25 protein-coding genes and 1 tRNA gene are annotated in these 24506 nt (G+C 70.1%); 9 read left to right on the plus strand and 17 right to left on the minus strand.

The annotated features are described in order from the left end of the window. Nucleotides 1-119: 119 nt before the first annotated feature. Nucleotides 120-1739 carry a chaperonin GroEL gene (gene groL, locus B2W79_RS08245; protein WP_071328827.1) on the plus strand — a complete coding sequence of 540 codons (1620 nt, stop codon included), beginning with the start codon at nucleotides 120-122 and terminating at the stop codon, nucleotides 1737-1739. 68 nt (nucleotides 1740-1807) lie between these two features. On the opposite strand, the gene B2W79_RS08250 is transcribed toward groL, so the two are convergent. The 3 genes from B2W79_RS08250 to B2W79_RS08260 all read right to left on the minus strand — a co-directional run bounded on the left by B2W79_RS08250 (nucleotide 1808) and on the right by B2W79_RS08260 (nucleotide 4659). After that, the gene (locus B2W79_RS08250; protein ID WP_060921915.1) at nucleotides 1808-2095 is read right to left on the minus strand and encodes a WXG100 family type VII secretion target; all 288 of its coding nucleotides are present in this window, start codon (nucleotides 2093-2095) and stop codon (nucleotides 1808-1810) included. A gap of 121 nt (nucleotides 2096-2216) precedes the next feature. Continuing rightward, nucleotides 2217-3905, minus strand: a complete 1689-nt coding sequence (locus tag B2W79_RS08255) for a sensor histidine kinase (protein ID WP_071328826.1) — start codon at nucleotides 3903-3905, stop codon at nucleotides 2217-2219. Nucleotides 3906-3966: 61 nt separating this feature from the next. Further along, nucleotides 3967-4659 carry a response regulator transcription factor gene (locus B2W79_RS08260; RefSeq protein WP_025105529.1) on the minus strand — a complete coding sequence of 231 codons (693 nt, stop codon included), beginning with the start codon at nucleotides 4657-4659 and terminating at the stop codon, nucleotides 3967-3969. 118 nt (nucleotides 4660-4777) lie between these two features. Between B2W79_RS08260 and B2W79_RS08265 the strand changes: the two genes are divergently transcribed. After that, nucleotides 4778-5785, plus strand: coding sequence for a CPBP family intramembrane glutamic endopeptidase (locus tag B2W79_RS08265; protein ID WP_071328825.1), 1008 nt, complete (start codon nucleotides 4778-4780; stop codon nucleotides 5783-5785). A gap of 15 nt (nucleotides 5786-5800) precedes the next feature. Here B2W79_RS08265 and B2W79_RS08270 read toward each other — a convergent pair whose 3' ends face one another. Genes B2W79_RS08270 through B2W79_RS08280 form a run of 3 tightly spaced genes read right to left on the minus strand, consistent with a single transcriptional unit; the run spans nucleotide 5801 to nucleotide 9467 of the window. Next, on the minus strand, nucleotides 5801-7441 hold the full coding sequence (locus B2W79_RS08270; protein ID WP_071328824.1) for a DNA repair helicase XPB: 1641 nt from the start codon (nucleotides 7439-7441) through the stop codon (nucleotides 5801-5803). Nucleotides 7442-7477: 36 nt separating this feature from the next. Next, a complete protein-coding gene (locus B2W79_RS08275) occupies nucleotides 7478-9181 on the minus strand; it encodes a helicase-associated domain-containing protein (RefSeq protein ID WP_292788535.1) in 1704 nt (567 codons plus the stop codon). Between the two features lie 10 nt (nucleotides 9182-9191). Next, complete coding sequence (locus B2W79_RS08280) at nucleotides 9192-9467, minus strand: multidrug ABC transporter ATPase (RefSeq protein WP_071328822.1); 276 nt, start codon at nucleotides 9465-9467, stop codon at nucleotides 9192-9194. 113 nt (nucleotides 9468-9580) lie between these two features. On the opposite strand from B2W79_RS08280, the gene B2W79_RS08285 reads away from it, so the two are divergent. Together B2W79_RS08285 and B2W79_RS08290 are read left to right on the plus strand one after the other, a co-directional pair. Then, nucleotides 9581-9961, plus strand: coding sequence for a cold-shock protein (locus B2W79_RS08285; RefSeq protein WP_025105533.1), 381 nt, complete (start codon nucleotides 9581-9583; stop codon nucleotides 9959-9961). Next, nucleotides 9945-10577: a DUF3027 domain-containing protein gene (locus tag B2W79_RS08290; RefSeq protein WP_071328821.1), complete on the plus strand. Its 633-nt coding sequence runs from the start codon at nucleotides 9945-9947 to the stop codon at nucleotides 10575-10577. The genes B2W79_RS08285 and B2W79_RS08290 overlap by 17 nt, the downstream gene beginning before the upstream one ends. A 9-nt stretch (nucleotides 10578-10586) precedes the next feature. Here the strand turns inward: B2W79_RS08290 and serC are convergent, their stop codons facing one another. Then, on the minus strand, nucleotides 10587-11699 hold the full coding sequence (gene serC, locus B2W79_RS08295; protein WP_071328820.1) for a phosphoserine transaminase: 1113 nt from the start codon (nucleotides 11697-11699) through the stop codon (nucleotides 10587-10589). A gap of 101 nt (nucleotides 11700-11800) precedes the next feature. Here serC and B2W79_RS08300 point away from each other — a divergent pair, with 101 nt between their 5' ends. The 4 genes from B2W79_RS08300 to B2W79_RS08315 all read left to right on the plus strand — a co-directional run bounded on the left by B2W79_RS08300 (nucleotide 11801) and on the right by B2W79_RS08315 (nucleotide 14497). Further along, the gene (locus B2W79_RS08300) at nucleotides 11801-12502 is read left to right on the plus strand and encodes a metal-dependent transcriptional regulator (RefSeq protein ID WP_025105536.1); all 702 of its coding nucleotides are present in this window, start codon (nucleotides 11801-11803) and stop codon (nucleotides 12500-12502) included. Nucleotides 12503-12844: 342 nt separating this feature from the next. After that, a complete protein-coding gene (locus B2W79_RS08305) occupies nucleotides 12845-13570 on the plus strand; it encodes a M23 family metallopeptidase (protein ID WP_256209424.1) in 726 nt (241 codons plus the stop codon). 307 nt (nucleotides 13571-13877) lie between these two features. Beyond that, nucleotides 13878-14375 carry an HNH endonuclease gene (locus B2W79_RS08310; protein WP_060921795.1) on the plus strand — a complete coding sequence of 166 codons (498 nt, stop codon included), beginning with the start codon at nucleotides 13878-13880 and terminating at the stop codon, nucleotides 14373-14375. 48 nt (nucleotides 14376-14423) lie between these two features. After that, nucleotides 14424-14497: transfer RNA gene (locus B2W79_RS08315), tRNA-Arg, on the plus strand. Nucleotides 14498-14515: 18 nt separating this feature from the next. On the opposite strand, the gene B2W79_RS08320 is transcribed toward B2W79_RS08315, so the two are convergent. From B2W79_RS08320 to idi, 8 genes are read right to left on the minus strand one after another with little or no spacing between them, the layout of a single operon-like run. Further along, nucleotides 14516-16702, minus strand: a complete 2187-nt coding sequence (locus B2W79_RS08320; RefSeq protein ID WP_292788542.1) for an MMPL family transporter — start codon at nucleotides 16700-16702, stop codon at nucleotides 14516-14518. Nucleotides 16703-16743: 41 nt separating this feature from the next. Continuing rightward, complete coding sequence (locus tag B2W79_RS08325) at nucleotides 16744-17637, minus strand: prenyltransferase (RefSeq protein ID WP_292788544.1); 894 nt, start codon at nucleotides 17635-17637, stop codon at nucleotides 16744-16746. Further along, nucleotides 17634-17969: a lycopene cyclase domain-containing protein gene (locus B2W79_RS08330; RefSeq protein WP_071328817.1), complete on the minus strand. Its 336-nt coding sequence runs from the start codon at nucleotides 17967-17969 to the stop codon at nucleotides 17634-17636. The genes B2W79_RS08325 and B2W79_RS08330 overlap by 4 nt, the downstream gene beginning before the upstream one ends. Next, nucleotides 17966-18313, minus strand: coding sequence for a lycopene cyclase domain-containing protein (locus tag B2W79_RS08335; RefSeq protein WP_071328816.1), 348 nt, complete (start codon nucleotides 18311-18313; stop codon nucleotides 17966-17968). Before B2W79_RS08335 ends, B2W79_RS08330 begins: the two co-directional genes overlap by 4 nt. Continuing rightward, the gene (crtI, locus tag B2W79_RS08340) at nucleotides 18313-19905 is read right to left on the minus strand and encodes a phytoene desaturase family protein (protein WP_292788546.1); all 1593 of its coding nucleotides are present in this window, start codon (nucleotides 19903-19905) and stop codon (nucleotides 18313-18315) included. The genes B2W79_RS08335 and crtI overlap by 1 nt, the downstream gene beginning before the upstream one ends. Continuing rightward, nucleotides 19902-20810, minus strand: a complete 909-nt coding sequence (locus B2W79_RS08345; protein ID WP_292788548.1) for a phytoene/squalene synthase family protein — start codon at nucleotides 20808-20810, stop codon at nucleotides 19902-19904. The genes crtI and B2W79_RS08345 overlap by 4 nt, the downstream gene beginning before the upstream one ends. Beyond that, on the minus strand, nucleotides 20807-21889 hold the full coding sequence (locus B2W79_RS08350) for a polyprenyl synthetase family protein (RefSeq protein WP_292788550.1): 1083 nt from the start codon (nucleotides 21887-21889) through the stop codon (nucleotides 20807-20809). The genes B2W79_RS08345 and B2W79_RS08350 overlap by 4 nt, the downstream gene beginning before the upstream one ends. Nucleotides 21890-21892: 3 nt before the next feature. Next, entirely contained in the window at nucleotides 21893-22414 is a 522-nt protein-coding gene (idi, locus tag B2W79_RS08355; RefSeq protein WP_292788551.1) for an isopentenyl-diphosphate Delta-isomerase, read from the minus strand. Nucleotides 22415-22489: 75 nt separating this feature from the next. On the opposite strand from idi, the gene B2W79_RS08360 reads away from it, so the two are divergent. Next, entirely contained in the window at nucleotides 22490-23122 is a 633-nt protein-coding gene (locus B2W79_RS08360) for a MarR family winged helix-turn-helix transcriptional regulator (protein ID WP_292788553.1), read from the plus strand. A gap of 17 nt (nucleotides 23123-23139) precedes the next feature. Here B2W79_RS08360 and B2W79_RS08365 read toward each other — a convergent pair whose 3' ends face one another. Together B2W79_RS08365 and B2W79_RS08370 are read right to left on the minus strand one after the other, a co-directional pair. Further along, nucleotides 23140-23502 (minus strand): histone-like nucleoid-structuring protein Lsr2, encoded by a 363-nt coding sequence (locus B2W79_RS08365; protein ID WP_071328811.1) that lies wholly within the window; start codon nucleotides 23500-23502, stop codon nucleotides 23140-23142. A gap of 89 nt (nucleotides 23503-23591) precedes the next feature. Then, on the minus strand, nucleotides 23592-24449 hold the full coding sequence (locus tag B2W79_RS08370) for a LuxR C-terminal-related transcriptional regulator (protein WP_292788555.1): 858 nt from the start codon (nucleotides 24447-24449) through the stop codon (nucleotides 23592-23594). Nucleotides 24450-24506 lie beyond the last annotated feature (57 nt).

Below are 24506 nucleotides of genomic sequence, written 5' to 3' on the forward strand. Positions count from 1 at the left end.
GCCCGACTCCCGGACGACGCGGCTTGCACTCGATGGTGTCGAGTGCCAGAATGGCGTTAGCACTCTCTCACTCTGAGTGCTAAACCCACCGTCTACGTCCAGGAGGGACGACAAAACTCATGGCAAAGATCATCGCCTTCGATGAGGAGGCCCGCCGCGGCCTCGAGCGTGGCCTCAACATCCTCGCCGATGCGGTCAAGGTGACCCTCGGCCCGCGTGGTCGCAACGTCGTGCTCGAGAAGAAGTGGGGCGCCCCCACGATCACGAACGACGGTGTCTCCATCGCCAAGGAGATCGAGCTGGACGACCCGTACGAGAAGATCGGCGCGGAGCTCGTCAAGGAGGTCGCCAAGAAGACCGACGACGTCGCCGGCGACGGCACGACGACCGCCACGGTCCTCGCCCAGGCCCTGGTCCGCGAAGGCCTGCGCAACGTCGCGGCCGGCGCCGACCCCATCTCCCTCAAGCGCGGCATCGAGAAGGCCGTCGCCGCCATCACCGAGGAGCTGCTGAGCTCGGCGAAGGAGATCGACTCCAAGGAGCAGATCGCCGCGACCGCCTCCATCTCCGCCGCCGACCCCGCGATCGGCGAGCTCATCGCCGAGGCCATCGACAAGGTGGGCAAGGAAGGCGTCGTCACGGTCGAGGAGTCGCAGACCTTCGGCACCGAACTCGAGCTCACCGAGGGCATGCGCTTCGACAAGGGCTACCTGAACCCGTACTTCGTCACGGACCCGGAGCGCCAGGAAGCCGTCTTCGAAGACCCGTACATCCTGATCGCGAACCAGAAGGTCTCCAACATCAAGGACCTCCTGCCCATCGTCGACAAGGTGATCCAGGACGGCAAGGAGCTCGTCATCATCGCCGAGGACGTCGAGGGTGAGGCCCTCGCGACCCTCGTGCTGAACAAGCTCAAGGGCATCTTCAAGTCGGTCGCCGTCAAGGCTCCCGGCTTCGGCGACCGTCGCAAGGCGCAGCTGCAGGACATCGCGATCCTCACGGGTGGCCAGGTCATCACCGAAGAGGTGGGCCTGAAGCTCGAGAACGCCACGCTCGACCTGCTGGGTCGTGCGCGCAAGGTCATCGTCACCAAGGACGAGACCACGATCGTCGAGGGTGCCGGCGAGGCCGACCAGATCGAGGGTCGCGTCACGCAGATCCGTCGCGAGATCGAGAACACCGACAGCGACTACGACCGCGAGAAGCTGCAGGAGCGTCTGGCGAAGCTCGCCGGTGGCGTGGCCGTCATCAAGGCCGGCGCTGCGACCGAGGTCGAGCTCAAGGAGCGCAAGCACCGCATCGAGGACGCCGTACGCAACGCGAAGGCTGCCGTCGAGGAGGGCATCGTCCCCGGTGGTGGTGTCGCCCTCATCCAGTCCGGCACGAAGGCTCTCGACGCTCTCTCGCTCGAGGGTGACGAGGCGACCGGTGCGAACATCGTCCGCGTGGCGATCGAGGCTCCGCTGAAGCAGATCGCGCTGAACGCCGGTCTCGAGCCGGGTGTCGTCGCCAACAAGGTGTCCGAGCTCCCCGCGGGCCAGGGCCTCAACGCCGCCAGCGGCGAGTACGGCGACATGTTCGCACAGGGCATCATCGACCCGGCGAAGGTCACGCGCTCTGCGCTGCAGAACGCCGCGTCGATCGCCGGTCTGTTCCTGACGACCGAGGCCGTCGTCGCCGACAAGCCGGAGAAGGTCGCTGCTCCCGCGGGTGACCCCACGGGCGGCATGGACTTCTGATCCTCTGAGAGGTTCAGAGACTCCGTCTCACAGAAAGCCCCCGGCTCCGGCCGGGGGCTTTCTGCGTCTCAGCGGAACAGGCTCGCCGAGTATTGATCCGCTTCGGCGTACTGGGTGGCCACGGCGCCGAGCGACGTCCCGATCCCGTCCAGGACGAGCTCGACGTGCTGCTGAGCGCCCTGCCACTCTTCGGCGCAGCCTTGGAACGCCGTGGCGGCGGTGCCGACCCATGCGGTCTGCAGCTGCCTGAGCTGGGACATGAGGGTGGCGGATTCGGTGCGCAGGCGCTCGATGGTGGCGCGGGTCGCGGCTTCCGCCGCATGGACGGCGTCGGTGTCGACGGTGAAGACGGTCATGGGAACTCCCTTCGAAGAAGGCCGACGATACGCCGACGGCAGCGACGACGAGTCGGGGGTCGGATCACCGCGCCGGAGGCGGGAGAACGCGCCATGAGGGCCGTCTGTGCAGAAGCGGCCGCTACGGCTGGTCGAGGCGGTCCAACGGCTGCGTGTCCTCCAGAAGATGCTCCGGTGTCGAACGCGCCGGAGCCAGCGGCAGGGTCACGGTGAAGGTGGCTCCGCCTCCTGGACTCTCGGAGACGGCGATGTCGCCATTGAGCGCCTTGAGGATCGAGGCGACGATGGCGAGCCCGAGACCGGATCCTCCGGTCTCGCGCGCCCGCGACGTGTCGGCGCGCCAGAACCGCTCGAAGATCTGCTCGCGGATCTGCGGTGGCACGCCCTCGCCGTGGTCGACGATCGAGATGCTCGCGGTCCCGGCGACGCGATCCGAGTCCACGACGATCTCGATCGGACTGTCTTCCGGCGAGAATCGGCGCGCATTGCCCAGGAGGTTCGTCACCACCTGTCGGACCTTGTTCTCCTCGCCGAGCACGATCGGCGGCGTCCGGACCGGGATGTCCGCCACCTCGGTGAAATCGATGGCCGGGGGCTGCTCGGGCGTCCGCGGACGACGGCGCAGCCGCGACAGGGTGGCCCGGGGGCGCGTCTTGGGGGCGGGTTCGGGGGCGATGGGCACCACAGGCGTGCGGATGGGAGCTGTCGGCACGTTCTCGACCGTGCGGTCGATCACGGAGATCACCCGGCCAGGGGCGGCGGCGCGCACGTCCAAGGCGGCGTCGCGGGCGATGGGACGGAGGTCGAGAGGAACGATCTGCGGCTCCCGCTCCTCATCCAGACGGGCGAGCGCCAGCAGGTCCTCCACGAGGACGCCCATGCGAATGGCTTCCTTCTCGATGCGCTCCATCGCCCGGGCGGTGTCCTCCTCGCCCTTGATCGCGCCCATGCGGTACAGCTCTGCGTACCCGCGGACGCTGACCAGCGGCGTCCGCAGCTCGTGACTGGCGTCTCCGATGAATCGGCGCATGTGCTGCACCGTGCGGTCGCGCTGCGCGAGGGAGCGATCCACGCGGTCGAGCATGGTGTTGATGGCCGCATTGAGGCGGCCGACCTCCGTGGTCGGCTCCAGGTCGGTGAGCCGCTGTCGGAAGTCGCCGGCGGCGATCGACATGGCGGTCTGCTCCACCTGTCCGAGTCGTCGGAAGGTCAGGGTCACGAGACCGCGGGTGAGCAGCGCCGCGACGAGGATCGTGATCAGGGCGATGGTGATGTAGATCCCGAAGTACTGGCTGATGATGCGGTCGGCTTCGGCGAGGGGGAGTGCCACCATCTGGATGCTGAGCGGGTCGCCCTCCTGCTGCACGACGGCCGCGGCGGCGTGGTAGACCCGGCCGTCCGTGTCCTCGAGAGCGAGCACCTGGTCCTCGTTCGCCTGGGCGTCGGACAGGGAGTACTCGGCGGGGAAGACCGGAGCCCGGCCGGAGGCACTGGGCGCGGTCGCGCGCAGGGCGCCCTCCGCGTCGTAGATGGCGAACGAGAAGTCACGGGGCTTCTCGTCTCTCGGCGTATAGGTGGTGACGCCGTCGATCGTCGTCGTGTCGAAATAGCGGTTGACGAGGTCGCTGGTCACCAGTGCAGGGAGCTGCGCATTGATGTTCTCCACGAGGGCGTTGCGCAGCAGCGGCACCGTGCCGATACCCGCGACGAGCAGGCCCAGCGCGAGGACGGCCACGGTGACACCGGTGACCTTGGCGCGAAGGCTGATCCGTCGCCACCACGCGGTGACCGCATCCGGCTTGTGCGCCATGCGGTCCTCCCTGCTGCGACGGCGGTGCCGTCGACGGACGGCGGGTACGGGGTCGACGGTGTCAGACCGTCTTGCCCACCTTCAGCATGTAACCGAAGCCGCGCTTCGTCTGGATCAGCGACTCCTCCGTGTGCGGGTCGATCTTGCGCCGGAGGTACGAGATGTAGCTCTCCACGATGCCGGCATCGCCGTTGAAGTCGTACTCCCAGACGTGGTCGAGGATCTGCGCCTTCGACAGCACCCGATTCGGATTCAGCATGAGGTAACGCAGGAGCTTGAACTCGGTGGGGCTGAGGTCGATCGGCTCCTTGCCGACGTGCACGTCGTGCGTGTCCTGGTCCATGGAGAGCTCGCCGGCGCGGATGATCGACTCCTCGTCGGCCTGCATGGTGCGGCGCAGGATGGCCTGGGCCCTGGCGACGATCTCGTCCAGGCTGAACGGCTTCGTGACGTAGTCGTCACCGCCCGCGTTCAGGCCCTCGATCTTGTCCTCCGTGCCGTCCTTGGCGGTGAGGAAGAGGATGGGTGCGGTGAAGCCGGCGCCGCGGAGGCGCTTGGTCACGCTGAACCCGTTCATGTCGGGGAGCATGACGTCGAGGATGATGAGGTCCGGCTCCTCCTCGAGGACGGCGGAGATCGTGGCGGCGCCGTTGGCCACCGTCTTCACCTGGAACCCGGCGAAGCTGAGACCCGTGGAAAGCAGGTCGCGGATGTTGGGCTCGTCGTCGACGACCAGGATGCGCGCAGCAGTCATGACCCCATTATGGTGACTTCGGCCATGCGCGGGCTGATTATCCTGCGGAACGGCGTGGATGCGGCCCATCCGCCGGCCGGTGGATGTGTTGCACAGCCGTCCGGGGGAGGATCGAGGCATGAGCTCGATCGAGGACGCCACCGCCGCCCCCGTCTCCCCGTCCGCCCCCTCGCCGGAGGTGTCCGCTCGCGGGGTCGAGTACCACCGGCTGGCGCTCCTCCGCCCGCGCCCCCGCTGGTGGAAGCCGCTGCTCACCGGCCTCCTCGGCATCGCCTTCTACCTCGCGATCCTCGTGCTCGTGATCGTGCCGCTCGTGATCGTGGCGGCCCTCGCCCCGGAATGGGGAGCGGAGCTGCAGATGCTCTTCCGCACCACCGCCTTCTTCCAGGTCGACCGTCCGTGGCTCCTGGTGGCGCTCGTGCTCCCGCTCATCCTCATGATCCCGGCGCTGCTGCTGGCCTCGCGGGTCGTCCAGGGACGAGGCGTCGGCCTGCTGTCGTCGGTCACCGGGCGGTTGCGGATGGGCTGGCTCGGCCGGACCCTCGCGCTGGCGCTCGCGGTGTTCGTCGTCTACTTCGCGGTGGTGCTCGGCTGGTCGGCGGCCGCGGGCGATGCCGTGACGCCGGACTTCTCCCATCCGGGGCTCCTGCTCATGGTGGTGCTCCTGCTCGTGCTGATCCCGTTCCAGGCCGCCGCGGAGGAGTATGTGTTCCGTGGCTACCTGATGCAGCTCGTCGGAAGCTGGCTCCGGCACCCCGCCTTCGCCATCCTGCTGCCGGTGCCGCTGTTCGTGCTGGGACACGGGTACGACGTCTGGGGCGCGGCGAGCGTCGGCCTCTTCGCCGTCGTCGCCGCGTGGCTCACGTGGCGCACCGGTGGGCTGGAGGCGGCCATCGCGCTGCACATCGTCAACAATCTGATGATCTTCCTGCTCGGCTCCGTCGCCGTGGTCGATGCGAACGCGACCTCGGGGACGCCCGTCGATCTGCTGGGCTCGGCGGCGGCGATGGTCGTCTTCGCCGCCGTCGCAGATCGGTGGGCGCGCCGACGAGGGATCACTCGGACCGCGGCGATCAGCGACGGCGCGGCGGGGACGCATCAGCTCCCGCGGATGCTGCGCGGCTGAGCGCCCGCACGCCGGTCAGGCGGCGATCGCCTCGGCGTCCATGATCGTGTAGCTGTAGCCCTGCTCCGCGAGGAACCGCTGGCGGTTCTGCGCGTAGTCCTGATCGATCGTGTCGCGGGCCACGAGCGTGTAGAAGCTCGCGGTGTGGCCGGACTGCTTGGGGCGGAGGAGTCGTCCGAGACGCTGGGCCTCCTCCTGCCGCGAACCGAACGAGCCGGACACCTGGATGGCGACCGACGCCTCGGGGAGGTCGATGGAGAAGTTCGCGACCTTCGATACCACGAGCAGCGAGATGTCGCCCTCGCGGAACGCCCGGTAGAGCTCCTCACGCTCCTCGACCGGGGTGGACCCGGTGATCTGCGGAGCGTCGAGCGCCTGCGAGAGGGCGTCGAGCTGGTCGAGGTACTGTCCGATGACGAGGATCTGCTCGCCCTCGTGCGCCGCGATCAGCTCGCGCACCGCGTCGATCTTCGCCGGGGCGGAGGCCGCGAGCCGGTAGCGCTCGTCGTCGGTGGCCGCCGCGTACTCCAGGCGATCCGCCGGGGGAAGGTCGACCCGCACCTCGAAGCAGGCGGCGGGGGAGATGAACCCCTGTGCCTCGATCTGCTTCCAGGGGGCGTCGAAGCGCTTCGGGCCGATGAGGCTGAACACGTCGCCCTCACGGCCGTCCTCCCGGACCAGGGTCGCGGTCAGGCCGATCCGACGCCGCGCCTGCAGGTCGGCGGTGAGCTTGAACACCGGCGCCGGGAGCAGGTGTACCTCGTCGTACACGATGAGCCCCCAGTCCAGCGCGTCGAGGAGCGCGAGGTGTGCGTACTCGCCCTTCCGTTTCGCCGTGAGGATCTGGTAGGTCGCGATCGTGACGGGCTTGACCTCCTTGGCCTGGCCGGAGTACTCGCCGATCTCCTCAGGGGTGAGGCTGGTGCGCTTGAGAAGCTCGTCCCGCCACTGCCGTGCGGACACCGTGTTCGTCACGAGGATGAGCGTCGTCGTCTTGGTCGCCGCCATGGCCCCGGCGCCCACGATCGTCTTGCCTGCGCCGCAGGGGAGCACGACCACGCCCGAGCCGTCCTTCGAGAACGCGTCGACGGCGTCCTGCTGATAGGGGCGGATGGCCCACCCGTCCTCGGCCAGCTCGATCTCGTGGGGGGTGCCCGGCGTGTAGCCGGCGAGGTCCTCCGCGGGCCAGCCGATCTTCAGCAGCTCCTGCTTGATCTGACCGCGTGCCCAGGCGTCCACGACGAACGTCTCCGGCGTCGGGTGCCCGATGAGCAGCGGTTGGATGCGCTTGTTGTTCGCGACCTGGGCCAGCACGGCGGGGTCGGTCGAGCGCAGGATGAGCACGCCCTCGTCGTCGCGCTCGATGACCAGGCGCCCGTACCGGTTGACCGTCTCGCGCAGGTCGACCGCGACGGAGGGCGGCACGGGGAAGCGCGACCAGCGGTCGAGCGTCTCCAGCATGTCCTCGGCGGTGTGCCCGGCCGCGCGGGCGTTCCACAGACCGAGCCGCGTGATCCGGTACGTGTGGATGTGCTCGGGCGCGCGCTCCAGCTCGGCGAAGATCGCGAGCTCGTGGCGGGCGCTCTCGGCGTCGGCGTGGGCGACCTCGAGGAGCACGGTGCGGTCGCTCTGGACGATCAGGGGGCCATCAGACATAGCTGACCAGTCTACCGGCCCCTGGCTGCACGGGGCCTAGGACGGGACGACGGTCGCGGCGCGGATGCTCGACACCGGAAGGGTGCGCTCGACGTCAGCCGCCCTGTCCCTCCCGCGCAGTCGTCCACCGCCGATCCCGGTGGCTTCGAGGAGGAGGTCCCTGGTGGAACCGTCCGGCATGCCGACCGTCACCCGCAGCACGGCCTTCGCGCGCACGGCCGCCTCCAGCTCCCTGTCCAGCCACGCGGCGTCCGCGTCAGGACCCTGACGTTCGCGCAGTCGGGCGATCAGCGGTCCGTAGCCGGGGTCGGAGTCGGGATCCGGCACGGCGGCCGGGTGGCGTGTGCGCACCGCGACGGTCCCGTCGCGCTCGACGAGCGTCGCCGGATACCGGGCGTCGGTCAGCGCCCAGTAGACGGTGTCCTGCCCGACTTTGGTCGTCAACGATCCCACGTGCACGGCGAGCCCGAGGGGGCGCAGCGACTGGTCGACCGCCATGGCCTCGAGGAGGTGCGCATCAGCGCTCTCCACCCGTGTGCGTCCGGTCTCGTCATCGACCGAGACCCGTACGAGCCCGTGACGCTGCGCGGTCTGCGCGACGAGGTAGCCCAGGGGCTGCGGGATGCCCGTGAGCGAGATTCCACCGAGGAACTCCAGGATCGACGCCTCGTCCTCTCCTGCGGCGAAGGCGTGTGCGACGGACTCCGCCGTGAACCGGTACGACGAGGCCTGGGAGGCGGACTCTCGGCGGGCCATGGTGCGCAGGCGCACGTCCAGTGCGGGCTGCAGCGGACCGGGGGCGATCGCCGTGAGGTCGTTCTGGAGGAAGATCCGGTCCACTTCTGCGGGCAGGAGCGTCGCCAGGGGCGAGGGGTCCGCAGCCTCGCCGCTTCGCAACGGCGGGGACCACGGGGGCTCGGAGCCGTCCTCGGCGATGAGGCCGAGCAGACGGGCGGCCTCGAGCTGTCGGGCTGCCTCTTCCGGCCAGGCCGGATCCCACGGGTGGGCCAGAGGCCATTGGCTGGGTGGCAGCCAGCCGCCCGTCGCGGTGCGGATCCCGTGAGGGAGGGTGTCGCGGAAGGCCGTGGCCAGGAGGCCCCAGCGGGCGGGAGCGGGGGAGCGGAGCCAGTCCTCTGCTGCCGGTGTGGTGCGCAGCAGCCGCTCGACGGGGGTGGCCAGGCCGGCTCGCACGGCGAGAGCTACCAGCGGGTCCACGCTCTCGACGGCGAGACCCGCCTCGGCGAGCTGGCGCTTCTGTCCTGCGCTCACCGCCCCGCCCATGAGGAGTGCGAACGGCTGCTCTCTGGCGAGCAGGAGGATGTCGGCGAGCACGCCGACAGTGGTGAACGCGCGCTCGGCGGCGTGCGCGGCCGCGGACTCCTCCGCGGCCGGTGCGGGCGTCTCATCGAGCGGAGCAGGCCGTGGTCTCCCGGCGACGGCGTCGGCGACCGGGGGATGCAGCGTGCCGTCGCGGCGGAGCAGGGCGAGTGCGGTCAGGCGCTCACGCCCGGTGCCGGCGTCGCCTCCCGTCGCAGCATCGACGAGCGCGGCGGCCTCCCCGGCGGTGAGGGTCGGGAGCACGCGGCCGATCGACGAGGGCTCCAGCAGAGCCTCCGCGGCGTCGAAGAGATCCTGCCAGGCGGCGTCAGGACGCACGCCGCGCGCGGTCAGCAGCGCCGCCAGCTCGTCATCGCTCGCCGCAGCCAGGTCGTCGGCCAACGGGCGTGCGTGCGTGCTCATCGATGCGGCCTCAACGACGCGACTCGGCGCGGCCCTTCCGCACGAAGCTCATCACCAGCAGCACGATGATCATGACGAAGGCGAGAGGCAGTCCCCAGTACGGGATCGCCGCGATCACCGGCCAGAGGCCTTCGCCGAACGCGGCCCGGTCCATGCCCAGTGCCGTGCCGATGATGATGACGAAGAAGCAGATCACCGACGCGGCCGCGATGCCGAGCGCGGTGAACGCCAGGATGCGGTCGATCCGACGGATGGGGACCTCCGGTCCGGGACTCTGCGTACTCATCGGCCCCAGCCTACTCGCACGCGCGGGAGCGGTTCCGTTCCGCCCGTGACCGGTAGGCTGGGAGCACGCGCACGAGCGCGTTCCGTCAGCATTCGATCCAGCGAGGTTCTCCCATGCCCACCGGCAAGGTCAGGTTCTACGACGAAGACAAGGGTTTCGGCTTCATCGCCAGCGATGACGGCCAGGATGTCTTCCTGCACGCCTCCGCGATGCCGGCCGGCACCGCCGTGAAGGCCGGTGCACGCGTGGAGTTCGGCGTGGCCGACGGCAAGCGCGGCCTCCAGGCCCTGTCGGTGCGCGTGCTCGAAGCGCCGCCCAGCCTGGCGAAGGCGAAGCGCAAGCCCGCCGACGACATGGCCATCATCATCGAGGACCTCGTGAAGCTCCTCGACGGCATCGGCGGCGATCTGCGCCGCGGCCGCTACCCTTCCTCCAGCCATGGCCGCAAGATCGCGGCCGTCCTGCGCAAGGTCGCCGATGACCTCGAAGCCTGACGCCGACGCGCGTCTCGTCGAGGCGCATGACCTCGCGCTCTCCGCTCTGCGTGAGATCACTCCCGCCGCCACGATCGGGCCGGCTGCGGGTTTCACGTCGGAGGACGACGGATCCGTCTCGCTGCGGTTCGAGAACCGTCTCCCCGGTTACCCGGGCTGGTACTGGACCGTGACGGTCGCTCGGGTCGACGACGAGGAGCCGACCGTCCTCGAGGTCGAGCTGCTCCCCGGCGACGGAGCGCTCCTGGCCCCGGAATGGGTCCCGTGGGCGGAGCGCCTTGCCGAGTACCGTGCGCACCAGGCGGAGCTGGCCGAGGCTGCGGCAGCCGGCGGTGAGGACGAAGACGCCGACGGGGACGACACCGACGGCGACCTCGACGACGGCGTCGACGATGACGAGCTCGATGAGGATGGCTCCGACATCCTCCACGCCGGCGATCTCGACGGCGTGGACATCGACGAGCTCGACGACTCCGACGACGACGATGCGTCCGAGGCTGAAGACATCGACAACGACGCCGAGGAAGACGACGAAGCCGAAGACGACGAGGCGGAGGACTCCGAAGACGACGACGCCGACGCCCGCGATGCGGACGCCGGCGACGACGAGGAGTGAGCCGGGCGGTCAGCCGCCCAGGTTCTCCTGTACGAAGTCGATGGCCCGGATGAGCTGACGAACGTCGTCCGGCTCGATCGAGACGAAGGTCGCCACCCGCAGCTGGTTGCGGCCGAGCTTGCGGTACGGCTCGGTGTCGACGATGCCGTTGGCGCGCAGCGCCTTCGCGATCGCCGCGGCGTCGACGCTCTCGTCGAAGTCGATGGTCGCGACCACGGGCGAGCGGTGCGCCGGGTCCGCCACGAACGGGGTCGCCACGGCGGACGCCTCCGCCCAGTCGTAGAGCACCGACGACGACTCCGCCGTCCGTGCCGCAGCCCAGGCGAGCCCGCCGTTGTCGAGGATCCAGCGCAGCTGGTCGTCCAGGAGGAGCAGCGTTGTCAGAGCGGGGGTGTTGAGCGTCTGGTTGAGCCGCGAGTTGTCCACCGCGTGCTTCAGGCTCAGGAACTCCGGGATGTACCGCCCCGAGGCGGCGATCCGCTCGATGCGGTCGATCGCGGCGGGGGAGACCGCGGCGAACCAGAGTCCGCCGTCGGAGCCGAGGTTCTTCTGCGGGGCGAAGTAGTAGACGTCGGCCTGCGCCATGTCGAGGTCGATGCCGCCCGCGGCGCTCGTCGCGTCGATCACGGTGAGCGCTCCTTCCGCGTGGACGCGCTCGATCGGCGCGGCCACGCCGGTGGAGGTCTCGTTGTGCGGCCAGGCGTACACGTCCACACCCTCGACGAGCTCTGCGGTGCTGCGCGAGCCGGGGTCGGCGGAACGGACGTCGGGAGCCTCCAGCCAGGGGGCGCCTGCGGCCTTGGCGAACTTCCCGCCGAACTCGCCGAACACGAGGTTCTGGCTGCGGCGCTCGATCAGACCGAAGGCCGCGGCGTCCCAGAACGCCGTCGAGCCGCCGTTGCCGAGGATGATCTCGTATCCCTCCGGGAGACGGAAGAGGGCGGCCAGCTGCTCGCGGACGCTGCCGACGAGGTTCTTCACGGGCGCTTGGCGATGCGATGTGCCCAGGATCGAGGCTCCCGTCGTGACGAGCGCCTCGAGCTGCGCGCCGCGCACCTTCGAGGGACCGCAGCCGAAGCGGCCGTCTGTGGGCAGGAGGTCACGGGGAATCTCGATCGCCATGGCTAGATTCTAGGGGGATCACGCCGCCGTTCCCCCCGCCCCCGCCCCGTCCGATGTCGCCGGAGGAATGTAGGCTTGCCTAAGAACTTTCGGAGGGCCACATGACGGATCTGATCGACACCACGGAGATGTATCTCCGCACCATCCTCGAGCTCGAGGAGGAGAACATCGTGCCGCTGCGGGCGCGCATCTCGGAGCGCCTCGGCCACTCCGGTCCCACCGTCTCGCAGACTGTGGGGCGCATGGAGCGCGACGGCCTCGTCGTGGTGTCCGAAGACCGCACGCTCGAGCTCACCGACGCCGGACGCCGCAAGGCCGTCGACGTCATGCGCAAGCACCGCCTCGCCGAGCGCCTGCTGTCCGACGTGATCGGGCTGGACTGGGCGTTCGTGCACGAGGAGGCCTGTCGCTGGGAGCACGTCATGAGCGAGCAGGTCGAGCGCCGTCTCGTCGAGCTGCTCGGTCACCCCACCGAGTCACCGTACGGCAACCCGATCCCGGGCCTCGACCAGCTCGGCGACCTTCCCGCCCGCACTTTCGACGAGGGTGTGATCGGTCTCGTGCAGCGGCTGAATGCAGCAGGCGAGCCTGTCGAGGGGACGGTCCGCCGTCTCGCCGAGCCGGCCCAGGTCGACCCCGAGCTCCTGGAGCAGCTGCGCGACGCGGGCGTCGTCCCGGGTGCGCGCGGAGACTTCCGCTTCAACGAGGGCTACGTGCTCATCCAGATGGACGGCAAGGAGGAGGGCCTGGAGCTTCCGGTGGAGCTGGCCTCGCACATCTTCCTCGTCGGCGAACCGGCCTGAGAACCCTCACCGAGGATTGTCAGTTTCCCAGGGTGACATGATCGTTATCTTCCGGTAACCTCGGTCAGGTCCTCAGCGAAGAAGCCCGCTGGGGGCGAACCGCGAAGATCCGCCTTCCGGCTCGTCGTCTTCCCGAGAGGGATGCGCTCGAACCCGAGCAGTGCATCTCTGCCCTCGGGCAGAGGCCGACGAGCCAGCGCCACCCGAGGTGCGAAGGCTCAGGAGGACCACGTTTTGGCCGCAGACATCGAACCGACCGCGAAGACATCTGAAGATCGAGTACCCGCCCGGCGCACCGGTGCCAGGGTCAGTGCTCGGAAGATCGCAGCCCCTCTCCGGTCGGTGGCGATCTTCGGTGCCGTCGGTGCTCTCGTCGCGGCCGTCGCGTTGCCCGCCTACGCGGCCTCGAAGCCGACGGACGCCACGGCGCAGACCGTGCAGCAGCTCGCCGCAGTCGACGCACAGTCGCTCGTCGTCGCATCGGAGGCCACGGCGGCTCCGCTCGTCCGTGGGGCCTTCAGCGCGACCACGCCGGAGGAGATCGAGAAGAAGAAGGCAGAAGAAGCGGCCGCCGCCGCGGCCCGTGCTGCCGCTGCTGCCGCGTCCGCATCCGCGTCCGCGCCGTCCTCCGGCACCTTCAACACGTCCGGCTACGCGCTCGTCGCCCCCGGCTCCGGCCAGGTCCGCTACCCCCTGCCGCTCGGTTCGTGGAACGTGAGCCGTACCGTCGGCGGCGGGCACAACGGTGCCGACATGCTCGCGCCGGCCGGTACACCGATCTATGCCGCCGCCGCCGGCGTCGTGCGCGCCTCCGCGGAGAGCATCGGCGGCTACGGCGTCGCCGTCATGCTCGACAGCGTCGTGGGCGGACAGCAGGTCCAGACCACGTACGGCCACATGCTCTACGGGTCGCGCCAGGTGCAGGCAGGCCAGACCGTCGCCGCCGGGCAGCTGATCGGCTACGTGGGCAGCACGGGCCGGTCGACCGCGAACCACCTCCACTTCGAGGTCTGGATCAACGGCGGTCTGGTCGAGCCGATGTCCTGGCTTTCCGTCAACGCCGGCTGAGCGGGACACGTTCTCGAGCATTCATCTCCCGTTTCGCCTCGGTCCTCGCGGGATGGGTTAGCCTGAACCCGTCGTCATACAGACGGGAGAGGCTGATGGAGCGAACACCGAGCATCCGAACCATGGACGCTCTCGGTCGTCACGTCCTTCGGCATTGCCCGCAGGGAAGCCGCGGTGCTGCCGCGCGCGAGAGGCGCCGTCTGTAGACGGCGCCTTTTCTCGTCCCTGCGAACACTCTTCCTCCTGCACGACGTCGTGTGAGTCGAGAGTGCCGGGAAGCCGTCCCGGCGGATCGAGAGGATGACGAATGCGCACACTGGTCCTAAACGCCGGATACGAGCCGTTGGCGATCGTGTCCTTCAAGAGAGCCCTCGTCCTGGTGATGAACGACAAGGCGACGGTCATCGAGAGAGTCGAGGACGACCCTGTCTGGGGTACCCACGGCGTCTACGATCGCCCGGCGGTGATCATCCTCTCCCGCTACGTGCGCGTCCCCCTCAGCCGTCGCGTGCCGGTCACCCGACGTGGCGTGCTGCGGCGTGACGGGCATCGCTGCGGATACTGCGGCAAGGCTGCTGCGACCATCGACCACGTCCTGCCACGGTCGCGCGGCGGCGCGGATTCCTGGGAGAACCTCGTCGCGTGCTGCCTGCGCTGCAACAACCTCAAGAGCAACCGCACCCCGCAGGAGATGCGGTGGCAGCTGCGGTTCACGCCGCGCCCGCCGCACGGCACGGCGTGGACGGTGCGCGGGGTGGAGCGCAGCGATCCCCGCTGGGAGCCCTACCTCGCCCTCGCCGCGTGACGGACAGCGCGAGGGCGCGCAGCCGTGGTCCCGTAGACTGGGCTGCGCGCCCTCGTAGCTCAGCAGGATAGAGCAGCCCTCTCCTAAAGGGCAGGTCGCAGGTTCGAATCCTGTCGAGGGCACTCCCGTTTCCGCGCGCGTCAGGGCCGACCGCGCCGCCAGAGCTTCGACGGCCACCAGATGGCCTTGCCGATGTCGTAGGCCAGCGCCGGCACGAGCAGCGAGCGCACCACGAAGGTGTCCAGCAGCACTCCGAACGCGACGATGAAGGCGAGTTGCACGAGGAAGAGGATCGGGATCACCGACAGCGCCGCGAAGGTCGACGCCAGCACCAGGCCCGCGGACGTGATGACACCACCGGTGATCGAGAGCCCGCGGAGGATGCCCTCCCTCGTCCCGTGCTGCGTCGACTCCTCCCGCACCCGCGTCATGAGGAAGATGTTGTAGTCGATGCCCAGGGCGACGAGGAACACGAAGCCGTAAAGCGGGACGGCGGGATCGGCGCCGGGGAAGTCGAAGATGCCGTTGAACACGAGTGCCGAGACGCCCATGGCCGTGCCGAAGGACAGCACCGTCGTGAGGATCAGCAGGACCGGCGCGAGGATCGAGCGCAGCAGGAGCATGAGGATGATCATGATGACGACGAGGATCACGGGGATGATGAGGTTGCGGTCGTGGATGGACGCGTCGTTCGTGTCGATCGAGGTGGCCGTCACCCCGCCGACCACGGCGCCGAGGTCGTCGAGCTCTCCCCGCAGCTCGCGCACGGTGGAGGCCGCCGCAGCGGAGTCGGCGGCGTCCGTCAGCGTCCCCTGCAGGAGCACCTGACCGTCGACCGTCGTCGGCTCGGGAGCCGGGGTCCCGGGAGGGCCGACGGCCGTGATCCCGTCGGCCGTCACCGGAGCGGAGCCGCTCGGGGAATCGGCTGCGGTGACGGTCACCCCGTCGATCCCGTCGTTCGCGAGGAGCACGTCGGCGGCATCCTGCAGGCGGTCCTCGTCCACGATCACGGAGACCGGGCTCCCCGAGCCTCCGGGGAAGTGCTCGCCGAGCGCGACCTGGCCGTCGCGCGCCTCCGACGCCCCGAGGACGAGGTCGGACTGCGGAACACCCTGCGCGTCCAGCTGGGTCACCCCGGCCGCGCCCGCGAGGAGGACGAGTGTGGTCGCGATCCAGATCACGCGGGGGCGCTTCTTGATGAGGCCGGACAGCCGCGCCCAGAGGCCGGTGGTGCGCATGCCGTGCTCCTCGGCCACGACCTCCGGCTCGAACCGGGGGCGACGGGGCCAGAAGACGGCGCGCCCGAACAGCAGCAGCAACGAAGGCAGGAGCGTGAGCGCGGACAGCATCGCGAACACGATGCCGATCGCCGCGACCGGGCCGAGGGTGCTGTTCGACTTCAGATCGCTGAGCAGCAGGCACAGGAGTCCCGCGATCACCGTGCCGCCGGAGGCGACGATCGGCTCGACCGATCCCTTCCACGCGGCGAGAAGGGCGACGCCCTTGTCCTGCGCGACCCGCAGCTCCTCCCGGAACCGCGCGACGAACAGCAGCGCATAATCGGTGGCGGCGCCGATCACGAGGATGAAGAGGATGCCCTGGGTCTGCCCGCTGAGCAGCAGGATCTCCCACTTCGCCAGCCACCACACGACGAGCAGCGCGACGCAGAGCGCGAACAGGCTTGTGGAGAGCACGACGAGGGGCAGCAGGAACGAGCGGTAGACGAGGACGAGGATCACGAGCACGGCGAGCAGCGCGACGCCGAGAAGGAGGCCGTCGATCCCGGCGAAGCCGGCGGCGAGGTCGGCCGTGAAGCCTGCAGGTCCGGTGATGGAGACCGTGATGCTGTCCGGCACCGCGGCGCGCAGCTCGTCGCCGAGAGCGGTGGTGGCATCGCTGAGCTCGGCGTCGCCGTCGATCGGGATGAAGGCCTGCACGGCTCGGCCGTCCTCGGACGGGATCGCGGGGGAGACGTCGTCCGCGACGCCCTCCACGTCCGGCGCGTCGGCCACCGCGTCGGAGATCGCCTCGAGTTCGGACGGCGTCAGCTCCTCCTCCGAGGTGAACACCGCGATCGCCGGGATCGCGTCGCTGTCGGTGAACTCGCCGAGGAGCTGCTGGACGGTCGTCGCGTCCGCAGACTCCGGGAGGTAGGTGGTCTGGTCGTTCGACGACACCTCGTCGACCTTCCCGAACAGCGGACCGCCGAGGGACGCACCCGCCAGCCACACCAGGATGAGGGCGACGGGCAGGAACACCCGCAGCCACGAATGGCGTCGGGTGCGCTCGCGGGTCGGCGGCGTCGGTGCGGGGGCGGGGCGAGACATCGGGGTCCTTTCAGGCGGGCGGTCGGGGAGGGTGCGACGGGTCAGGAGACCCAGGCGAGGATGAGGATCATCGTGGCGAGGAAGCCCGCGATGTAGTTCAGCGCGATGAACCGGCGCCAGGCGCGGTTCGTGCCGGCCGAGGTCTCGTCGGTGACGTTCCACCACGGCGCGGCGTTGATGATGTAGGGCACGGCGAGAACGGCGGCGAGCGGGCCGGGCCACGGGGTCAGCAGCATTGCGCCGCCCGCGATCGCCCACAGCGCGAGGGAGAGCCGGACGGTGGCCCTGGCTCCGATCACGGTCGCGATGGACGAGATCCCGCCCTCGCGGTCGGGCCCGATGTCCTGCACCGCGCCGAAGGCGTGGGCGGCCATACCCCAGAGGAAGAAGGCGACGAGGACGAGGACGGCGGTCGTGGTGACGGGGGCTCCGGCGAGCGAGAGTCCGACGAGGGCGGGGCTGACGAAGTGCGTGCTCGAGGTCACGGAGTCCAGGAAGGGGCGCTCCTTGAACCGCAGCACCGGCGCGGAGTAGGCGAGGACGGCGAAGACGCTGACGGCGAGCCACAGCCACGACGCCGGGGTGCCGACCGCGAACAGGTAGACGAGGAACGGCACGTTCGTCGCCGCGGCCGCCCACAGCGTCGCGCGATGGATCCGCGGGGACAGCAGCGCGCCCTCGATCCCGCCCTTGCGCGGATTGGCCAGATCGGAGGCGTAGTCGAAGACGTCGTTGATGCCGTACATGGCGAGGTTGTACGGGATGAGGAAGTACAGCGTGCCGATCACGAACGTCGCGTCGATCTCCCTGGTGCTCAACAGGTAGGCGGCGGCGAAGGGGAAAGCCGTGTTGATCCAGCTGATCGGTCGGGAGGACAGCACGATCTGGGCGATGTCGCGGCCGAGGCCCCCGGTGCGGGACGTCTGATCGGTCATGCCTGCTCCTGTCGGGCGGCGGCGCGCGTCCGGGAGCGGCGCCCGCGGAGGGCGGTCCACAGTGCAGGGAGCAGCAGCACCCCGGCCAGCGGGTAGGCGAAGTCCTCGATTGGGGCGAGCCCGATGTGCACGCCGGCGAGTGGGCCGGGGGCGTAGTGGAAGAGCCCGGTGGCGATCATGACGGTGTCGAACACGGCGGTCAGCACGAGGAGGGCGAGGGCCGTGAGCGTGAGGGCGCCGAGGTGCGGGGTCCGCCGCGCGCCGACGCAGAGCGCGACCGCGGCCACGGCGGCGACGGCGAGGAAGACCGCCGACAGCTGGAGGTAGCTCATGCCGACGCTCCTTCCGCGTCAGTACGGCCACGGCGGCCGTCGAGGAGGCGCACGGCGCCGCCGTAGAGCACCATGGTGCAGACGACGAGGAAGACCAGGAAGATCGGCTCTTCGAGGGGGAGTTCGGGGGCCAGGACGATGCCCGTGGCGATCGCCGCCTCACCTCGGAAGAAGATCCCCGCCGCGATGCCGGCCACATCCCAGACGAGGAAGAAGGCGAGGCCGACGGCGGTGACGACGGCCGCCGCCACGGCGTCGCGCCAGAAGAAGAGGCGGAACCGCCAGTCCAGCAGCAGCATGCAGCCGAGGGACACGAGGAGCGCCGTCAGGTAGATCGCGCCCATCATGCCCGCTCCGCGCTCGCCGGTCGTGGGGCCGGCTCCGGCAGCGGACCGGGGGAGTGGTCGCCCCGGATGCGCTTGAGCACGATCTCGGCACTGATGAGGCACATCGGCACCCCGACGCCCGGTGCGGTGGTCGCCCCGGCGTAATACAGCCCCTGCACCCGGCGGGAGGCGTTCTGCGCGCGGAACATGGCGCTCTGCGAGAGGATGTGCGCGGGGCCGAGCATGCCGCCCCGCCAGGAGTGGTAGTCGTCGCGGAAGTCGGCCGGCCCCACCGTCTCCCGGACGACGATCCGTTCCCGCAGATCGGGGATCCCCGCCCACATAGCGATCATCTCGATCGCGGCGTCCGCGGCCTCCTCGACGGCCGGGGAACCGGCGCCGTCGCTTCCCCCGTGCCCGAGCTCGACGTCCGCCGGCACCGGGACCAGCACGAAGAGGTTCTCATACCCGTCGGGCGCGACCTCGGCGTCGGTGGCGCTGGGGCGGCAGACGTAGGTGGACGCCGGGGTCGGCACGGCAGGGGTGCGACCGAAGATCGCGTCGAAGTTCGCGTCCCAGTCGTCGGTGAAGAAGAGCGAGTGGTGCGGGAGCTGGGGCAGCGCACCGCGGACGCCGAGCATCACGAGCACGCCGCCGGGGCCGCTCGTGCGCCGCGCCCACCAGGACTCGGGGTAGGACTGCAGGGTGGGGGGCAGCAGCGTCGTCTCGGTGTGGTGCAGATCGGCGCCGGAGACCACGATGTCCGCGTCCTCCACGTGCTGGTGGCCGTCGCGGTCCGTCCAGCCGACGCCGGTCGCGTACGTCGCGCCGTCCGCGTCCTGGGTGCGGATCCCGGTGACCTCCGCCCCGGTGACGATCCGCGCGCCGGCATCCTGGGCCAGCGCCGCCAACCGCTCGACGACACGCCAGAAGCCGCCCTGCGGATACAGCACGCCCTGGTCGAGGTCGAGCGCGCTCATCAGGTGGTACATCGCCGGCGCCGTCCGCGGGTCGGTGCCCAGGAAGACGGCGGGGTAGCCGAGGATCTGCCGCAGCACCGGGTGCCGGAAGCGCCGGGCGGCGAAGGCCTGGAGGCGCGTGCCGAGCAGCGAGAAGAGCCGAGGCAGCGCGCGCACCACCTCGGCCGCGGCGAGCGTCCTGGTCCGGGTGAACGGGTTGTAGAGGAAGTAGCTCCGTGCCATGGCGCCGGCGTCGTGCGCGGAGGTGAGGTAGGTGTCGAGGGCGGCGGCGGACCCCGGTTCCATCGACTCGAACAGCTCCGCGACGGCGCCCCGTCCGGCGGGGACCGTCACCGGATCGTCGCCGGACTCGGGGGAGCGGAAGACGCGATAGCCCGGATCGAGCAGCGTCAGGTCGAGCTGCTCCGCGGTGCTGGTCCCCATCATCGCGAAGTAGTGGTCGAACACCTCGGGCATGAGGTACCACGAGGGGCCGGAGTCGAACCGGAAGCCGTCGCGCTCGATGGTGCCCGCCCGTCCGCCGACGCGGTCGTTCTTCTCCAGCACCACGACGTCGTGCCCGTCGCGCGCGAGCAGCCCGGCCGTGGCCAGACCGGCCACACCGGCGCCGATGACAACGATGCGGCTCATCGGTCCCGCTCCAGGCTCGTGACGACGACGGCGCGCGCGGCGAGCAGCGCCTTGATCGGATCCGGCACGCGGACCCGGCGGCGGTACAGCTCGGCTGCAGGGGTCCGCGCGACGCGTTGGGTCAGGGCGGCGAAGAGGGCGAGGGCGCTCCGGACAGCGGCACGGGCGTCCTTCGGGAGCAGCGGGATCGCGGCTCTCGCGTCGGCGAGCTGACGGTGGACGGTGTCGACCCAGGCGTCGCGGTCCGCGTCGGTGAGACGTTCCGAGCCGCCGAGGTAGCCGCGCTGCAGGCGGTCGGTGTCGTCGGCGAGGTCGCGGAGGAAATTCACGTTCTGGAACGCGGCTCCCAGCCGTCGCGCCCCGCGGTCGAGGATCTCGAGTTCGGCCGGCGTGCGCGTGGCATCGCGGAGGAAGACCCGCAGGCACATGAGGCCGACGACCTCCGCCGACCCGTAGACGTACGCGGCGTGCGCGTCGGCGTCGTAGGCCGTGAAGCCGGAGGGGCCGGCGATGTCGGCGCGCATCGAGTCGAAGAACGGCTGGGTGAGGTCTTCGCCGATCCCACACTCGCGCGCTGTCCGTGCGAACGCGTGCAGGATGAGGTCGCTGCTGTAGCCGGTCCGCATCGACCGATGGGTCTCCGCGATGTACGAGTCCAGGGCGGCGGCCTGGGCGCCCGCGTCGAGCCCGGCCTCGGCGGCGACTCCGTCGACGATCTCGTCCGCGATGCGCACCATGGCGTAGATGTTGCGGACGTGCTGACGGTGGCGTCGCCCGAGGAGGCGGGTGGCCAGGCCGAACGACGTCGAGTAGGTGCGGATCACATCGGAGGTCGCGATCTCGGCGGTGCGGCTGAAGCGGCGCAGCGCCGCGTCGTCGCGGTGCTCTGCGGGGGTCGCGGTCATCGGCTGCGGCCCTCGATCCGGTCGGCCAGCGCGAGGACGACGCGTCCGGCGTCGGCCGAGAGCGTGCCCGCCTCCTCGGCTTCCGCGAGGACGGTCGAGACGGCGGCGAGCTGCTCCTCCACGAGTCCGCGGACGAAGCCCTCCGCGCCGCACTCGCGGAGGCGGTCGCGCATCTCCGCCGCGTCGTCGATGCTGAGGTCGGTCTCGCCGAACCGCAGCTCGATGCCGGGCCAGTGGCTGGTCATCCGTGCATAGGCGATGATCGCGGTCTCCTTGCCCTCGCGGAGGTCGGAATAGGGGTCCTTGCCGTGGAGGTCCGGGTCTCCGAACACGGAAAGAAGGTCGTCCTGGAGCTGGTAGGCGAGCCCGAGGTGGCCGCCGATCTCGGTCAGCTGCTCCTCGGCTGCCGTCGGCGCCCCGGACAGGATCGCCGCCGCGCGGAGCGGGAGGACGAAGGAATAGGCGGCGGTCTTCGACGCGCTCGTGGCGAGGATGGTGCGGAGGTCCGCCGCGATGATGCCATCGCTGAGGGCCACGTCGGAGTGCTCGCCGGCGACGGTCTCGAACACGGTCGTCTCGAGGAGGGAGAGCAGTCGCTCCCTTCGCGCGGTGGGGAGGTCGGCGCGCGCGAAGCCGAGCACGGCGCTGGACAGCAGGAGGTCTCCGAGGAGGATGGCGCTCGAGCGGCCCCAGTGCAGAGCCGCGTCGCCGGACTCGTCGGGACGACGGGAGACGAGAGAGCCGATGAGATTGGGACGACGGCGGCGCGTGAGGTCGCCGTCGATGACGTCGTCGTGCAGGAGGAACGCGAAGTGCAGCAGCTCGACATGAGCGGCCACATCGATCGCCCGTGCGGTGTCCTTCTCCGTGAGCGGAGCCGCGGTGAGTGCGGTGAGCAGGTCCATGAGCATGCGCGGACGCAGGAGCTTCCCGCCGAGGGCGTGCTCTGCGGCGGTATGCCACAGTGCTGCGAACTCTGACCCGTAGTGCTCGGCGGCGGCGGTGCGCTCGGTGAACCGCTGCCGCAGCACCGCCTCGATGCGGGTGCCGAGGTCTTCCTCTGTCAGCGTGACGACCATGGTTCAGACCTCTCCGTGTCGCCGGAGGAGCGGGAGCTGCTCCGCGAGCCAGGGGCTGAAGGCGAAGGGGGTGCGGGTGACCGCGGCGAGCAGGTCGTCCACGTCGACCCATTCCCACTCCGCCACCTCGTCGGGGTTCGCGACGGGCTGCCCGTCGACCACCGCGATGTGTACCGGGCAGATCTCGTTCTCGACGATGCCGCTCGCGTCCACGGCGCGGTAGCGGTAGTCGGGGAGGGCGAGCCGAACGTCGGTGACCTGGATCCCCAGTTCCTCGGAGCCGCGTCGGCGCACCGCCTCGATCATGTCCTCGCCGGGCTGCGGGTGACCGCAGAAGCTGTTAGTCCAGACGCCCGGCCACGTGCGCTTGCCGAGGGCGCGACGCGTGACGAGCAGGCGTCCCTCTCGATCCTGCACGTAGCAGGAGAAGGCGAGGTGGAGGGGGGTGTCGGTCGTGTGGACTTCGCTCTTCGGCAGGATGCCGACGGCAGTCCCGTCTTCGGCGAGGAGTGTGACGTTGTCCATGGCTCCCTCTCGTCATTTAGCTAACCTGGCGAAATATCAACTTAGCATGAAGCTGTTGGTGTGTAACATGATCGCATGCCCTCCGAGCCCCGCACCACCCCGGTCGCCGAGGCTTCATCGACCGCAGGGCCCGACGAGCTCGCCCAGGGCTCCATCTACGACGTCGACGCCAGCGACCCCCGCAGCACGCTCGTCGACCGCTCCGGTGTCGCTCCGGAGGACCTGCGTCAGATCGGGCGCCTCATGGAGGCGCTGGGCGGGTTGCGCGAGGCCGAGCAGCGTCTCTCGCAGGCGTCGCGGAGGTACATGCAGCTGAACGAGACCGACATGCGGGCGCTGCACTATCTGATCGTGTGCGACAACCGCTCGGTCGTGGCGACGCCCAGCGGGATCGCCCACCACCTCGGCGTCTCGACCGCGGCGACCACGAAGCTCCTCGACCGGCTGGAGAAGGGCGGGCACATCCGGCGGGCGCCGCATCCCACCGATCGCCGCGCCCTCGCGATCACCATCACCCCGGAGACCAGGCACGCCGCGATGGAGACGGTCGGGCGTCAGCAGGCCAAGCGCTTCTACGCGGCCGCGCGGCTGTCGGCGGCGGAGCGCGACGTGGTCATCCGCTTCCTGCAGGACATGACGGAGGAGATCACCCTCCGGGACGAAGCCTGGGCGATCGAGGGCGCGAAAGAAGATCCCGCCCGACCATGAGGTGGGGCGGGACCGGATCAATGAGCGGCGCGGTACGCGTCGAGGATGGGGGCCGGAACGCGGCCCCGCTCCGAGAGCGTGTACCCGTTCTCCTTCGCCCAGGCGCGGATCGCCGCGACCTCGGGATTACGTGAGGGCCGCTTCCGCGACGAAGACGAGGACGAGGAGCGGCCCCCGCCGGAGGACGCTCCGGATCCCGCCCGACGCCCAGCCGTGATGTACGGCTCGAGTGCCTGGCGCAATTCCTCGGCGTGCGCGGAATTCAGATCGATCTCGTAGGAGGTGCCGTTCAGCGAGAAATGCACGGTCTCGCCTTCTCCGACCTCCAGGACGGTGCCGTCGATATCGTCGACCAGCTGGTGCACAATTCTTCTCGCCATGCCAGCGACTTTATCGCGGCGGCGGGAATGCGCACAACAAAGGCGCTTCCTTCATGGCGCCGTGTGACGCATCCGCGGAGAATGCCGATTCAGGGGAGCAGGCCCGCGCGACGCGCTTTGGTCACGGCGGCATGCCGCGTCGACGCGTCCAATTTCGACATCGCGGTTCCGAGATAGGCCTTGACGGTGCCTTCGCGCAGACCGAGATGGGCGGCGATCTCGGCATTCGTCGATCCGAGGGCCGCGCACGCGAGCACATCCGTCTCGCGCGGGGAGAGGTGGATAACAGGGACCGGCCCGGTCGTGATCGGGAGGTCGTCTCCGGCGAGGGTCAGCAGCCGGCGCTCGACCTGCGCCAGTCGTGCGCGGACGTCGGCGTCATCGACCGTGGCGGCGATGCTGCGGAGCTCGGCGAAGCTCTCGCGCAGCTCCTCGCGCTGCGCGGGCGCGACCGCTGCGGGCGCGGGTGATGCAGCGCGGAGGCGGCGCTGCACCTCGTCCCGGATGCGCAGCTCGTCGGCGACGGACTGCGCGACCTGCATGGCCGGGGCCGTCGTCACGCCGCCGATCCTCTCCTCGGCCCAGGCTCCGGCATAGAGCACGCCGCGAGGGCGGCCCTGGACGACGATCGGCAGGGCGAGCAGCGTCCGCAGACCCTCGCCGAGCACGAAGACGTCGTAGTCGTGGGTGATCTGGCGAGAGGACCCGTAGTCGCTCGTCATCCGCGGACGCAGCTCCATCATCGCCCGGCCCCCGAGGCCACGCTCGGGGCGCACGCGGAGCCCGTCGAGAGCACGCGTGCGGGCCCCGACGATGCTCGTGACGCTCACGACGCCCTCGTCGATCAGCCCGCCGAACGCGACGGGGAAGCGGGTGCGCCGCGCCAGCTCGCGCACCGCGTTGGCGACGAGCTCCGCCTCGGATTCGACGGTGATCGGAGAGCTCACGAATACCTACTTTCGGGGGTGACGGCACCGTTCCCCGTTTCGTAGCGTCGACCCTAC

The sequence above is a fragment of the Microbacterium sp. UBA7513 genome (assembly GCF_002478345.1).
Lineage (GTDB): Bacteria > Actinomycetota > Actinomycetes > Actinomycetales > Microbacteriaceae > Microbacterium.